The 11,704-nt window shown below is 66.5% G+C and carries 15 protein-coding genes, 3 tRNA genes and 1 pseudogene; 5 read left to right on the top strand and 14 right to left on the bottom strand.

Annotated features, from left to right (window positions below; all coding sequences use genetic code 11):
* Window positions 1–30: 30 nt before the first annotated feature.
* The 11 genes from rplK to AC5Y4T_RS12435 form a co-directional block, all read right to left on the bottom strand.
* Entirely contained in the window at window positions 31–459 is a 429-nt protein-coding gene (gene rplK, locus AC5Y4T_RS12385; RefSeq protein WP_499918169.1) for a 50S ribosomal protein L11, read from the bottom strand.
* A gap of 47 nt (window positions 460–506) precedes the next feature.
* Window positions 507–1,304, bottom strand: coding sequence for a transcription termination/antitermination protein NusG (gene nusG, locus AC5Y4T_RS12390; RefSeq protein WP_499953278.1), 798 nt, complete (start codon window positions 1,302–1,304; stop codon window positions 507–509).
* A 42-nt stretch (window positions 1,305–1,346) separates the two neighbouring features.
* On the bottom strand, window positions 1,347–1,796 hold the full coding sequence (secE, locus tag AC5Y4T_RS12395) for a preprotein translocase subunit SecE (protein ID WP_499918167.1): 450 nt from the start codon (window positions 1,794–1,796) through the stop codon (window positions 1,347–1,349).
* Window positions 1,797–1,891: 95 nt separating this feature from the next.
* Window positions 1,892–1,964 (bottom strand) — tRNA-Trp (locus AC5Y4T_RS12400).
* A 155-nt stretch (window positions 1,965–2,119) separates the two neighbouring features.
* A complete protein-coding gene (gene hadC, locus AC5Y4T_RS12405) occupies window positions 2,120–2,620 on the bottom strand; it encodes a (3R)-hydroxyacyl-ACP dehydratase subunit HadC (protein WP_499953282.1) in 501 nt (166 codons plus the stop codon).
* Window positions 2,621–2,623: 3 nt separating this feature from the next.
* Window positions 2,624–3,052: a (3R)-hydroxyacyl-ACP dehydratase subunit HadB gene (gene hadB / locus AC5Y4T_RS12410; protein WP_067122372.1), complete on the bottom strand. Its 429-nt coding sequence runs from the start codon at window positions 3,050–3,052 to the stop codon at window positions 2,624–2,626.
* Entirely contained in the window at window positions 3,039–3,518 is a 480-nt protein-coding gene (gene hadA, locus AC5Y4T_RS12415) for a (3R)-hydroxyacyl-ACP dehydratase subunit HadA (protein ID WP_499953287.1), read from the bottom strand. The genes hadB and hadA overlap by 14 nt, the downstream gene beginning before the upstream one ends.
* Before the next feature lie 47 nt (window positions 3,519–3,565).
* Window positions 3,566–3,733 (bottom strand): 50S ribosomal protein L33, encoded by a 168-nt coding sequence (gene rpmG / locus AC5Y4T_RS12420; RefSeq protein ID WP_003898538.1) that lies wholly within the window; start codon window positions 3,731–3,733, stop codon window positions 3,566–3,568.
* Between the two features lie 38 nt (window positions 3,734–3,771).
* A tRNA-Met gene (locus AC5Y4T_RS12425) sits at window positions 3,772–3,845 on the bottom strand.
* Between the two features lie 52 nt (window positions 3,846–3,897).
* A tRNA-Thr gene (locus tag AC5Y4T_RS12430) sits at window positions 3,898–3,970 on the bottom strand.
* A gap of 122 nt (window positions 3,971–4,092) precedes the next feature.
* Entirely contained in the window at window positions 4,093–4,299 is a 207-nt protein-coding gene (locus tag AC5Y4T_RS12435) for a type II toxin-antitoxin system VapB family antitoxin (RefSeq protein ID WP_499918164.1), read from the bottom strand.
* Window positions 4,300–4,389: 90 nt separating this feature from the next.
* Here AC5Y4T_RS12435 and AC5Y4T_RS12440 point away from each other — a divergent pair, with 90 nt between their 5' ends.
* The 5 genes and pseudogenes from AC5Y4T_RS12440 to AC5Y4T_RS12460 all read left to right on the top strand — a co-directional run bounded on the left by AC5Y4T_RS12440 (window position 4,390) and on the right by AC5Y4T_RS12460 (window position 9,690).
* Window positions 4,390–5,103 carry an MBL fold metallo-hydrolase gene (locus AC5Y4T_RS12440; RefSeq protein WP_499953290.1) on the top strand — a complete coding sequence of 238 codons (714 nt, stop codon included), beginning with the start codon at window positions 4,390–4,392 and terminating at the stop codon, window positions 5,101–5,103.
* Window positions 5,104–5,173: 70 nt separating this feature from the next.
* Window positions 5,174–6,027: pseudogene (locus AC5Y4T_RS12445) on the top strand (DUF8453 domain-containing protein).
* Complete coding sequence (locus tag AC5Y4T_RS12450; RefSeq protein ID WP_499918162.1) at window positions 6,024–6,719, top strand: crotonase/enoyl-CoA hydratase family protein; 696 nt, start codon at window positions 6,024–6,026, stop codon at window positions 6,717–6,719. Before AC5Y4T_RS12445 ends, AC5Y4T_RS12450 begins: the two are co-directional and overlap by 4 nt.
* Before the next feature lie 56 nt (window positions 6,720–6,775).
* On the top strand, window positions 6,776–9,214 hold the full coding sequence (locus AC5Y4T_RS12455; protein ID WP_499953294.1) for a molybdopterin oxidoreductase family protein: 2,439 nt from the start codon (window positions 6,776–6,778) through the stop codon (window positions 9,212–9,214).
* Entirely contained in the window at window positions 9,211–9,690 is a 480-nt protein-coding gene (locus tag AC5Y4T_RS12460; RefSeq protein ID WP_499953296.1) for a hypothetical protein, read from the top strand. Before AC5Y4T_RS12455 ends, AC5Y4T_RS12460 begins: the two co-directional genes overlap by 4 nt.
* Window positions 9,691–9,798: 108 nt before the next feature.
* On the opposite strand, the gene cynS is transcribed toward AC5Y4T_RS12460, so the two are convergent.
* Genes cynS through AC5Y4T_RS12475 form a run of 3 tightly spaced genes read right to left on the bottom strand, consistent with a single transcriptional unit; the run spans window position 9,799 to window position 11,595 of the window.
* On the bottom strand, window positions 9,799–10,254 hold the full coding sequence (cynS, locus tag AC5Y4T_RS12465; RefSeq protein WP_499918160.1) for a cyanase: 456 nt from the start codon (window positions 10,252–10,254) through the stop codon (window positions 9,799–9,801).
* Window positions 10,255–10,278: 24 nt separating this feature from the next.
* On the bottom strand, window positions 10,279–11,028 hold the full coding sequence (locus AC5Y4T_RS12470; RefSeq protein WP_499953299.1) for a class I SAM-dependent methyltransferase: 750 nt from the start codon (window positions 11,026–11,028) through the stop codon (window positions 10,279–10,281).
* A gap of 51 nt (window positions 11,029–11,079) precedes the next feature.
* The gene (locus AC5Y4T_RS12475; RefSeq protein WP_499953302.1) at window positions 11,080–11,595 is read right to left on the bottom strand and encodes a nitroreductase family protein; all 516 of its coding nucleotides are present in this window, start codon (window positions 11,593–11,595) and stop codon (window positions 11,080–11,082) included.
* Between the last annotated feature and the right edge of the window lie 109 nt (window positions 11,596–11,704).

Genomic DNA, 11,704 nt, shown 5'->3' on the forward strand with positions numbered 1-11,704 from the left:
GCTGGCCCTCCCACGGTGGTGATGCGGGTATTACTCGACGGTGATACCCATCGACCGGGCGGTGCCGGCGATGATCTTGGCGGCTGCGTCGACGTCGTTGGCGTTCAGGTCGGCCTTCTTGGTCTCGGCGATCTCCTTGACCTGATCCCAGGTGACCTTGGCGACCTTGGTCTTGTGCGGCTCGGCCGATCCCTTGCCCACGCCGGCGGCCTTGAGCAGCAGCTTGGCGGCGGGCGGCGTCTTGAGCGCGAAGGTGAAGCTGCGATCCTCGTAGACCGTGATCTCCACCGGGATCACGTTGCCGCGCTGGTTCTCCGTGGCAGCGTTGTACGCCTTGCAGAACTCCATGATGTTGACGCCGTGCTGACCGAGCGCGGGCCCGACCGGCGGCGCCGGGTTGGCCTGCCCCGCCTGGATCTGAAGCTTGATCAGCCCGACGACTTTCTTCTTCGGGGCCATGAGGTTGTGCTGTTCCTTCCTGGGTTACGCCGGGCGTATGCGCCGGTTTAGAGCTTGGAGACTTGGCTGAACGTCAATTCGACCGGCGTTTCGCGGCCGAAGATCGACACCAGCACCTTGAGCTTCTGCTGTTCGCCGTTGACCTCGCTGATCGTGGCGGGCAACGTCGCGAACGGGCCGTCCATGACCGTCACCGATTCGCCGACCTCGTAGTCGACCTCGATGGCCGGCCGTTCCAGGCCGCCGACCTCGGCGGCGGCAGCCGTGGTGGCGGCGCCCTTGGCGGCCTTCTTCGTCGCGCCGCGCGGCAGCAGGAACTTGACCACATCATCGAGTGTCAGCGCCGACGGACGCGAGGTCGCCCCGACGAAGCCGGTGACGCCGGGGGTGTTGCGGACCGCGGCCCACGAATCGTCGGTCAGGTCCATGCGCACCAGGATGTAGCCGGGCAGCACCTTGCGGTTGACCTGCTTGCGCTGGCCGTTCTTGATCTCGGTGACCTCCTCGGTGGGCACCTCTACCTGAAAGATGTAGTCACCGACGTCGAGGTTCTGCACCCGGGTTTCGAGGTTGGCTTTGACCTTGTTCTCGTATCCCGCGTAGGAGTGGATGACATACCAGTCGCCGGGCTTGCTGCGCAGTTCCGCCTTGAGCGTGGCGGCCGGGTCGGCCTCTTCGGCCGGCTCGTCGGGCGCCGCGGCGGCCTCGGCCGTCTCGGCGGCGGCGTCGTCCGCGGTCGCCTCGGTGACCTCAGCGGCCGCGGAGGTGTCCGTGGCCTGCGCCTGCGCGATTTCGTCCACGTCGACCGCTTCACCCGCGGACGGGTCACCGTCGAAGGTAGTCACGGTTTGAGTCCTCTCTGTCACTTTCAAAGCGGCGTCACTCGCTCAGCCGAACACCAACAGCACCAGCTTGGTCAGGCCGAAATCCGCCAGGCCGACCAGCGCCACCATGAAGGCCAGGAATGCCAGCACAACGGAGGTGTAAGTGAGCATCTGCTTGCGGTTGGGCCAGATGACCTTCCGCATCTCTGCAACGACCTGCTTGAGGTAGTTGAAGACGAACACGAACGGGTTGACGCGGTGGTCGCCGGCCTTCTTGGGCTTCGCGGCCTTCTTGGCCTTGGCGCCCTTCTTGGCCTTGTCCGGCGCGGAAGCCTCGACCTCGTCCGAAGCCTCGGCGTCTTCACCGCCCTCGATGACCCGCTGCCGGGACCGCTTGCCGGTGGGGCGCTGTGGCCGCGTCACCACCGCCGTCCGGCTGGCGCTCGCGCGGCCGTCCTCGTTCTCAGTGCCGTCGCTTGCGGCGTCGTTGGCAACGTCGCCTTCGTCGCTCACCGCATGCTCCTTTGTTTGCTAGTACTTCGCGAACCATCCCGCCGATGGTGGGAACTTTCTTCCAGTGTCCACCATGCCAGGACGTTCGCCATTAGCAGGGGCGACAGGACTTGAACCTGCAACCTGCGGTTTTGGAGACCGCTGCTCTGCCAGTTGAGCTACGCCCCTTCGCGGTTGGCAGGCCAACCTGCGCTTACCTACCGGGGCCTACATGACACGCGCGCCTTCCGATTGCTCGACTCACGGAAAGCGCGCTAATGCTGGGAAAACCCCGAGGACCGAGTGTACTTGATTGCCCCTAAGCGCGGGAAATCCAATAGTGATTACGCCGTCCTGACGACCTGCCCGGATTCCGGGTCCCAGCGCAGGTTCTCGGACTGTTCGGCGTACTGGCTCATCAGCGTGGTGTAGGCCTCCAGGACCAGCTCACCCTGATCGTTGGTGCAGATGTTCTTGGTGACGACGATGTCGGCGCCGAAGCGCTCGTCCACGGATTGGATTTCCATCCGGGCCCATAGCCGGTCGCCGGCCTTGATCGGCTGGGCGAACACGAAGCGCTGGTCGACCTGGACGATCACCAGGGTTTCCATGCCGATGTCGACGTGCCGGAAGAAGTCCAGCTGGACCAGCTTGGCGAAGATGGTCGCGAAGGTCAGCGGCGCGAGGATCGCGCTGTGGCCGAGTTCGGCGGCCGCGTCTTCCCTGTAGTACGCCGGGTGGTCGTTTTTGATGGACTGGGCGAACGCACGCAGCTGCTCGCGCCCCACCACGAAGGAATCCGGGTACCGCCAGATCATTCCGCGGATGTCTGTCTTGAGCGCCATGAGCTATGCCAGAGTTGCGGACGCGATCGCCCTGCCGAAGATCTTCTTGCCGCCGGTGGTGGCCGTGAGCGCGATCGTCACGGACTTGGTCTCGGGATCGGCGGACTTCACCCGGCCGCTGAAGACGAGTTCGGCGCCCTTGCCGTCGTTGGGCACCGGGACCACCGCGGTGAACCGCACGTTGTACTCGGTGACCGCGCCGGGGTCGCCGATCCACGCGGTGACGTAGCCGCCGCCGATGCCCATGGTGAGCATGCCGTGCGCGATCGCGGTGTCCAGGCCGACGACCTTGGCGATCTCGTCGTCCCAGTGGATCGGATTCAGGTCGCCGGAAACGCCCGCGTAGTTGACCAGATCCTGTCGGGTCAGCGGGTAGGTCTTCTCAGGAAGCTGGTCACCCACCTTCACGGAGCTGAACTCACGCAGTGGCATCAGTAAATCCCTCTTCTCCATCCTCACCGGCACGGCCCGCCAGGGTCGTGTAGGTCTCTTGCACGACGTCGCCGGCGGCGTTGGTGACGACATTCTTGGTGACCACGATCTGGGTGCCGTGCGACTCCCGCAACGAGTCCACGTAGACGTCGCAGTACAGCCTGTCGCCGGCGACGATCGGCCTCTGCATCTTCAGCACCTGGTCGACCTGCACGATCTGCTGGTCGGCGATCGCGATGTTCGCGTGGTGGAAGAACGCGGTCTGGGCCTTGTATCCGAAAACACAGATGAAGGTGGGGGGCGCCACCAGACCGCCGTAACCGAGTTCGGCCGCCGCCTTCTCCTCAAAGAACGAGGGGTCGTCGTTCTGCACGGCCACCGCGTATTCGCGGATCTTCTCCCGCTCCACCTCGTAATGATCGGGGTAGCGGTAGTGCATACCGACGATGCTCGGACTTAACGGCACGGTTCTTAAACTACCTAGTCAATCGAATAAACGCCCGCGGGTGACCGCTAGCGCGTCTCCCTGTGCGCCTGGTGCTTACCGCAATTGGGGCAGAACTTCTTCAGCTCCAGTCGGTCCGGGTCGTTCCGGCGGTTTTTCTTGGTGATGTAGTTGCGGTGCTTGCACACCTCGCATGCCAAGGTGATCTTCGGCCGTACGTCGGTACTGGAAGCCATGACGTTCTCTCTCGATTCTGAACTGTGCTGTTGTGTTGTAGCGATGGCCGGACTCGAACCGGCGACCTAACGATTATGAGTCGTTCGCTCTAACCGACTGAGCTACATCGCCTCTGGCCACCCCTTTCGGGGTCGGGGGGGCCACGCCTGCTCGGCGTCCGCCGAGCCCCCTAACGGAATCGAACCGTTGACCTTTTCCTTACCATGGAAACGCTCTACCGACTGAGCTAAGGGGGCCGTTCACCCGCAGCGATCTCCTCCGCGCGGGCCTAAAAGAGGGTACAGCCTGGCTCGCAGCGGAACCAAACCACGTTGCATTCCTAGGGATCACCCGGCGATCGACGAAGCAGCGGCAAACATCAGCCGCTTTTGCCGTTGCGCTGAGGTTCCCAGGCACCGAGGTCGCTGAACTCGTCGTATTCGTCGTCCTGTTCGACGGAATCGCCGTCGTTGAGCAGGGTCCGCAACGCGAGATTGATGGCCTCGCGCGCGTCGAGGAGATGGAAGCGGCGGATGGCCTCATCGATCAGATCGGCGTCGACCTCGATTTCCACCTTCTTCCTCATGCGCCAACAATACCCACCACGCCCCGGCCTAATCGGCTGCGAAACGGCGGTGTCGGTGGGCCCCTGCGGTGGGGGTCCTAGTCTGGTCACGTGCCAGAGGACCGGCTGTATTTCCGACAACTGCTCTCCGGTCGCGACTTCGCCGCCGGTGACATGTTCGCGACGCAGATGCGCAACTTCGCCTACCTGATCGGCGACCGGCAAACCGGTGACTGCGTGGTGGTCGACCCGGCCTACGCCGCCGGCGACCTGCTCGACGCGCTCGAGGCCGATGGCATGCACCTGTCCGGCGTGCTGGTGACCCATCATCACCCCGACCACGTGGGCGGTTCCATGATGGGGTTCGCCCTGCCGGGGCTTGCCGAACTGCTGGACCGGGCATCGGTGCCGGTGCACGTCAATACCCATGAGGCGCTGTGGGTTTCGCGTGTCACCGGGATAGGTCTGGGTGACCTGACCTCCCACGAGAACCACGACAAGATCAGCGTCGGCGACATCGAGATCGAGTTGCTGCACACCCCCGGCCACACGCCGGGCAGCCAGTGCTTCCTGCTCGACGGCCGCCTCGTCGCGGGTGACACGCTGTTCTTGGAGGGCTGCGGGCGCACGGACTTCCCGGGCGGGGACTCCGACGAGATGTACCGCAGCCTGCAACGGCTCGCGACCCTGCCCGGTGACCCGACCGTGTTTCCGGGTCACTGGTATTCGGCGGAGCCCAGCGCGCCGCTCGCGGAGGTCAAGCGTTCCAACTACGTGTATCGGGCAGCCGACCTCGACCAATGGCGGATGTTGATGGGCGGCTGAGGCCATATCGCTCCGTCACGACCATGCGGCGAGGGCACCGCCCCTGTGATATAAGCGGAGGGTGGATTCCATGGGTTGGATCCAGGACAGCTGGCATGATGTCACGCACGTCGGGTCCGACACCTGGATAGCGTGGGCGGCGTGGACGGCAATCGTCCTGGCGATCGTCACGCTGGTCTTCATCAATAGGCAGATCAACCGGAATCGCCGCGTCGCTTCCGAGCAGACGCGTCCGCAGGTCGCGATGTTCATGGAGCCGCATTCCGCTGACTGGCACGTGATCGAACTCGTGGTCCGGAACTTCGGGCGGACCGCGGCCTATGACATCGGGTTCTCCTTCGCCAATCCCCCGACCGTGGCCGAATACGAGAACGCCACCGACGGCTACGCCGACGTCGTCGAACTGCGGCTCCCCCGCGAACTGCCCATGTTGGCGTCCGGCCAGGAGTGGCGCATGGTGTGGGATTCCGCGCTCGACCGCGCCGAGATCGGCAGCGGCATCGAATCGCGCTTCACCGGCATCCTGACCTACTACGACCGGCCCGACCGCGGGCACGGCCGGCGGTTTTGGGAGCGCGAGCGTTCCCCGCTGCACACCGACGTCGTGCTGGACTGGGATGCGCTGCCGCCCGTCCAGCGCATCGAATTGATGACCACCCACGATTTGGCGAAGCGGGAGAAGGAGAAGCTGGAGCTGCTGCGCGGCCTGCTCACCTATTTCCACTACGTCAGCAAGGAAACCCGGCCCGAGGTGTTCCGCAGCGAGATCGAACGGATCAACGCCGCGGTCCGGGAAACCCAAGACAGATGGCGCACACGCCAACTCGACGAACCGACCGATGTCAGCCTGCGCTGGAGTAACGCCGAAAACGATCTGGGCAAACACCACAGCCAGCCCGCCTGACGGCAAGGAGTAACCGATGAGCGCCCCGGTCCACTACAGCACCAAGGACTCCATCGCCGTCATCAAGATGGACGACGGCAAGGTCAACGCGCTGGGCCCGACCATGCAGCAGGCCCTCAACGACGCGATCGACCGGGCCGAGGCGGATGACGCCGGAGCGCTGGTGATCGCCGGCAACGAACGGGTGTTCAGCGGCGGCTTCGACCTGAAGATCCTGACCTCCGGTGAGGTGCAGCCCGCGATCGACATGCTCCGCGGCGGGTTCGAGTTGGCGTATCGCCTGTTGTCCCATCCGAAGCCGGTGGTGATGGCGTGCACCGGCCACGCGATCGCGATGGGGGCGTTCCTGTTGTCGGCGGGCGATCACCGGGTGGCCGCACACGCCTACAACATTCAGGCCAATGAGGTCGCGATCGGCATGGTCATTCCCTATGCCGCGCTGGAGATCATGAAGCTGCGGTTGACGCCGTCGGCCTACCAGCAGGCCGCTGGGCTGGCCAAGACGTTTTTCGGCGAAACCGCCCTTGCGGCAGGCTTTGTCGACGAGATCGTGTTGCCCGAGGTGGTGATCGATCGCGCGGAAGAGGCCGCAACCGAATTCGCCGGCCTGAATCAGCGGGCGCACGCCGCCACCAAATTGCGCACCCGCGCCGACGCGTTGACGGCCATCCGCGCCGGCATCGACGGGATCGAAGCCGAATTCGGGGTATAGCGGGGGGGCGTTCGCCCGGACCGGTTTGAGGGGCCGCCGCCGGGGAAGTCAGCGGAATGGCCATAGATCGCATCGCTGACCCCTGGGGAACACGGACTCCCTACGCACCCGGCACGCGGTGGCCGGAACGAGTCGACTCCTACCTGGCCGACGGAGTCAGCGCCGAGTCGGTCGACCGCTGGGTGCAATCGGCCGCGGTGTTGCACTCCAACGGCGACGGCCTGGACATCGCCGTCAAGGACGGGCGGATCGTGGGGGTGCGCGGGCGCGCCGTCGACCGGGTCAACCACGGGCGGCTCGACCCGAAGGATCTGTTCGGCTGGCAGGCCAACGCGTCGCCCGACCGCCTCACCACGCCGATGATCCGGGTGCGCGGCGAGCTGAAGCCGTGCGACTGGGACACCGCCATGCAACGGATCGTGGACCGCACCAAGGAGTTACTCGGCAGCTACGGTCCCAGCTCGATCGGGTTCTACACCTCCGGGCAGCTGTTCGCCGAGGCGTATTACACCCAGGGTGCGATCGCACACGGGGCGATCGGCACCAACCACGTCGACGGCAACACCCGGCTGTGCACCGCGACGGCCGCCGAGGCGCTCAAGGAATCGTTCGGCTGCGACGGGCAACCGGGCTCCTACACCGATGTCGACCACGCCGACGTCATCGCGTTGTTCGGGCACAATGTCGCCGAGACGCAGACGGTGCTGTGGGCGCGAATGCTGGACCGGCTGGGCGGCGAGTCGCCACCGGCGATCATCTGCGTCGACCCCCGGCTCACGCCGGTGGCCCGCCACGCCACGGTTCACCTGGCGCCGCTGCCGGGCACCAACGTGGCGTTGATGAACGGTCTGCTGCACGAGATCATCGGCCACGGCTGGGTCGACCAGGACATCGACACGCACACAGTCGGTTTCGACGAACTGCGTCGCCGGGTCGAGGAGTTTCCGCCCGAGCGGGCCGCCGACATCTGCGGTGTGGCGGCCGACGACATCCGGCACGCGGCGCGGCTGCTGGGCACGGCCGAGCGGCTGATGTCCACCGTGCTGCAGGGCTTCTACCAGTCTCACCAGGCCACCGCGGCGGCCGTGCAGGTCAACAACATTCACCTGGTGCGCGGCATGCTGGGCAAGCCGGGTTGCGGGGTGCTGCAGATGAACGGGCAGCCGACCGCGGAGAACACCCGCGAGTGCGGGGCCGACGGGGACCTGGCCGGCTTTCGCAACTGGTCCAACGACTCTCACGTGGAGGAGTTGGCGAAATTGTGGAACCTGGAACCCCTGCAGATTCCGCACTACGGCCCACCGACGCACGCCATGCAGATGTTCCGCTTCGCCGAAGAGGGAACGCTGCGGATGCTGTGGGTCACCGCCACCAATCCCGCGGTGTCGCTGCCGGAGCTGGCGCGGATCCGCGACATCCTGTCGCAGGAACGGCTGTTCCTCATCGTGCAGGACATCTTCATGACCGAGACCGCCGCGCTGGCCGACGTCGTGTTACCCGCCGCGGCATGGGCGGAGAAGACCGGCACCTTCACCAACGCCGACCGCACCGTGCACCTGTCCGAAAAGGCCGTGGAGCCACCGGGTTCCGCGCGTTCGGACCTCGACATCTTCCTGGACTACGCGCGCCGGATGGACTTTCGCGACAAGGACGGCCAGCCGTTCCCGCCCTGGACGGACCCGGAATCGGCGTTCGAGGCGTGGAAGAAGTGCACCGCGGGCCGGCCGTGCGACTACACGGGCCTGACCTACGACAAGCTGCGCGGCGGCAGCGGCATCCAATGGCCTTGCAACGCAGAGCATCCCGACGGCACCGAACGGCTCTACGCCGACGCGAAATTCTGGGCAGCCCCGGACTACTGCGAGGCATACGGCAAAGACCTGATCACCGGCGCCCCACTGCAGCCCGACGAGTACCGCTCGATGAACCCGTTCGGCAAGGCGATCATCAAGGCGGCCGAGTACGTGCCCCCGCACGAGCAACCGAGCGCCGATTACCCGTTCGCGTTGATCACCGGCCGCACCGTCTACCATTTCCATACCCGCACCAAAACCGCCCGGGCACAGCAACTTCAACGGGCCGCCCCGGACGTGTGGGTCGAGGTGTCCGACCGCGACGCGCGGCGCCTGGGCATCGGGGAAGGCGATCTGGTCGAGGTGAGCACGCCGCGCGGCTGCGTGGTGTGCGCCGCGCGCATCTGCGGCATCCGCGACGGCGTGCTGTTCGTGCCCTTCCACTACGGCTACTGGGACACCGACGGCAGGGCCCATCACCGGGCCGGCAATGAAATGACGCTGACCGATTGGGATCCGGTGTCCAAGCAGCCGATCTACAAGACCGCCGCCGCCCGGCTGCGCAAGGCTCGGGTGAGGCCGCCCGGCCGGAACGGGCAGGCGCCGACGACGGCGGCGTCAGCCGGTGGATCGGTGCCCGCGACGGTAGGCGGCGCGATGGCCGGCGTCACCGAAGTCGTCCCCGGGGGAGGCCGGCCATGAAGCTGAAGTTGGCGATCCGCGAGCTGCACCGCTCCGAACGCAAGCTGGCGCACGAGCTCAACGTGGTGGCGGCGCGCCACCACAGTGACCAGGACATCCACCACCTCGCAGGCGACATGTCCCGCTGGTCGCAGCATCACGTCAGCGAGCTGGCGCAGCACGGGCGTCACTACGGTCTGCGCCTGTCCTCGGACCCGCGCACCGGCGCGATCACCGGCTTTCTGCAGTCGCGGATGAGCGGCCTGCTGCGACACCGGCCGGAGCCCGGCCTGGCGCTGCTCGCCGACCTGCGGCGGATTCACCGGCTGTCGGCGGGGGTGTCGCTGGATTGGGAGCTGCTGGCGCAGGGCGCACAGGCCGCCAAGGATTCCGAACTGCTGAGCCTGTCGTCGCGCTGCCACCCCGAGACGTTGCGCCAGATGCGCTGGGCCAACGCGATGCTCAAAGAGCTGTCCCCGCAAGTCTTGATGAACTAAACGGCGAACGCGGTGGCCGCCGCTGGCCGCCACCGCGTTCCCTTCGCCTCCTCGACGCTAGTTTGACACGCCCGCGACGCGCCGTCACTTCACTTTGGCGTGCTCGCCTCAGCCGTCCGCCTCGACCCATTGATAGGGAAGGAATTTGCCGTCGAAGGTCACTACGACCCGGTCGCCGGACGGGTGCGGCCTCTTCTGCACGTCGAGGCTGAAGTTGATCGCGCTCATGATGCCGTCGCCGAACTGTTCGGCGATCACCTCCTTCAGCGCGCCGCCGTACACCTGCAGGGCTTCGTAGAAGCGGTAGATCGTCGGGTCCGTCGGGACCGCGGTGGGCAGCCCGCCGCGCATCGGCGCGGCGGCGAGCACCGGCACCGCGGACTCGTCCAGCTTCAACTTCTCCGCCAGAACCTTGGCCTGCTCCACCGGAATCGGGTGTTGGCCGAGCAGCGCCGCCGTGGTCCACATGAGTGGCCTGCCGATCGCGTCGGCCAGCTCTTGCCACGTCAGACCCTCGCGGAGCCGGGCTATGACGACCTGTTCGGTGATTTCGGTTCTGTTCATGGCCCTAAGCATGCCCGCCGGGCATCACTCCGGCTTGGTCGCGGTGACCACGCGGGTGGAGAACCAGGGTCCTCCGTACCACATCCGCCAGCCGAGGTTGCGCCGCCGCACGTCGCGCCAACCGAGTTCGCGCAGCCGGGCGGCGTGTTGACGCGTCTCCCACAGGTCGGCGATGGCGAGCCGGCCCCCCGGCCGCAGCACCCGCACGGCTTCGTCGAGCGCGCGACGCCGCCCGGCGTGCCCTGGGATGTTGTGGATGGCCAGGTTGCTCACGATCACGTCGACGCTCTCGTCGGGCAGCGGCAGCGCGGTCATGTCCGCGGTGTGCAACTCGATGCGGTCGGCGACATCTTCGGCCACCGCATTGGCCAGCGTGGCCTGCTCGGAGTTGTCGGTCTGGTCGGCCTGCCAGAGGTCGACGCCGATCGCGCGGCCCCGCGGCAACCGCTTGGCCGCCGCCAGCAGCACGGCGCCGCGCCCGCAGCCGAGGTCGAGCACCGTTTCGTCGCCCGTGAGCCGCAAGTCACGCAGAATCCGTTCCCACACAACAAATTTCCCGGTGCGGGTGGCGTACATGTAGAGGACCACCGCACCCGTGACCCCCGCGGAGGACACCGCGGCCAGCGCCGCCCGAAGCCGCCTGCCGCGCGCCCAGCTGATACCCGCGAACACGGCCAGGGCGGCGGCTTGAGCGCCGATGCCTATCGCCTGCGCGCGCGCCGAGATGGTGTGAAAGGAACCGTCGACTCCGTAATCGCCCTGGTGTTCATGCACGCCCATCAGCTTAGGACTCGGTAAGGCGCCGAAGGTTTTTCGTGGTAGCGATCACCAGCGGCCGTGGTGGACGACCTCGGCGAACGGCCGCCTATTCGGCTTGCGGATCGCGGTGAGCGGGCGATCGGCGGGATAGCCCACTCCGAGCAGGAAGGCCACCAGGTGATCGTCGGGCACGCCCAGGAGCGCGCGCGCCTTGTCCTGCTCCCCGACCGACGAATGACCGGTCCCGATCCCCAGGTCGGTGGCGGCGATCATCATCGCCATGGTGGCCTGGCCGACGTCGTAGTTGTCGGTGACCACTCGGCGCTCATCGGGCGGCACCGGGACCACGATCGCGATCGCGGCGGCGGCCCCGGCGATGTGGCCGGCGCCCCGCCAGACCGTGGACAGCTCCGTCAGCTGGTTGCGGTCGGTGACGATGACGAAATCCCACGGCTGGCGGTTCTTCGCCGACGGCGCGCGCCAGCCGGCCTCGGCGATGCGGTCCAGATCCTCGGCCGGTATCGGTGTCGGCTGGTACTCCCGGACATTGCGACGTGCGCAGATCGCGTCCCAAGCTTCCATCTGGGTCCCTCCACTAGCTGTTTCACGGATCAACCGGCCTGGCATGGCACCGATTCCCACGGATGCCGCGCCCTAAGCGCCCACTCTCGTCGGTGTCGGGGTTTATCGT

Source organism: Mycobacterium sp. NGS11, from assembly GCF_059813315.1.

Excerpts from the sequence above, each read along its gene's own strand:
- rplK (WP_499918169.1), bottom strand. The coding sequence starts at position 459 with ATGGCCCCGAAGAAGAAAGTCGTCGGGCTGATCAAGCTTCAGATCCAG.
- hadC (WP_499953282.1), bottom strand. The coding sequence starts at position 2,620 with ATGGCGCTCAAGACAGACATCCGCGGAATGATCTGGCGGTACCCGGAT.
- hadB (WP_067122372.1), bottom strand. The coding sequence starts at position 3,052 with ATGCCACTGCGTGAGTTCAGCTCCGTGAAGGTGGGTGACCAGCTTCCT.
- rpmG (WP_003898538.1), bottom strand. The coding sequence starts at position 3,733 with ATGGCTTCCAGTACCGACGTACGGCCGAAGATCACCTTGGCATGCGAG.
- AC5Y4T_RS12435 (WP_499918164.1), bottom strand. The coding sequence starts at position 4,299 with ATGAGGAAGAAGGTGGAAATCGAGGTCGACGCCGATCTGATCGATGAG.
- AC5Y4T_RS12450 (WP_499918162.1), top strand. The coding sequence starts at position 6,024 with ATGAGCGCCCCGGTCCACTACAGCACCAAGGACTCCATCGCCGTCATC.
- AC5Y4T_RS12455 (WP_499953294.1), top strand. The coding sequence starts at position 6,776 with ATGGCCATAGATCGCATCGCTGACCCCTGGGGAACACGGACTCCCTAC.
- AC5Y4T_RS12460 (WP_499953296.1), top strand. The coding sequence starts at position 9,211 with ATGAAGCTGAAGTTGGCGATCCGCGAGCTGCACCGCTCCGAACGCAAG.
- cynS (WP_499918160.1), bottom strand. The coding sequence starts at position 10,254 with ATGAACAGAACCGAAATCACCGAACAGGTCGTCATAGCCCGGCTCCGC.
- AC5Y4T_RS12475 (WP_499953302.1), bottom strand. The coding sequence starts at position 11,595 with ATGGAAGCTTGGGACGCGATCTGCGCACGTCGCAATGTCCGGGAGTAC.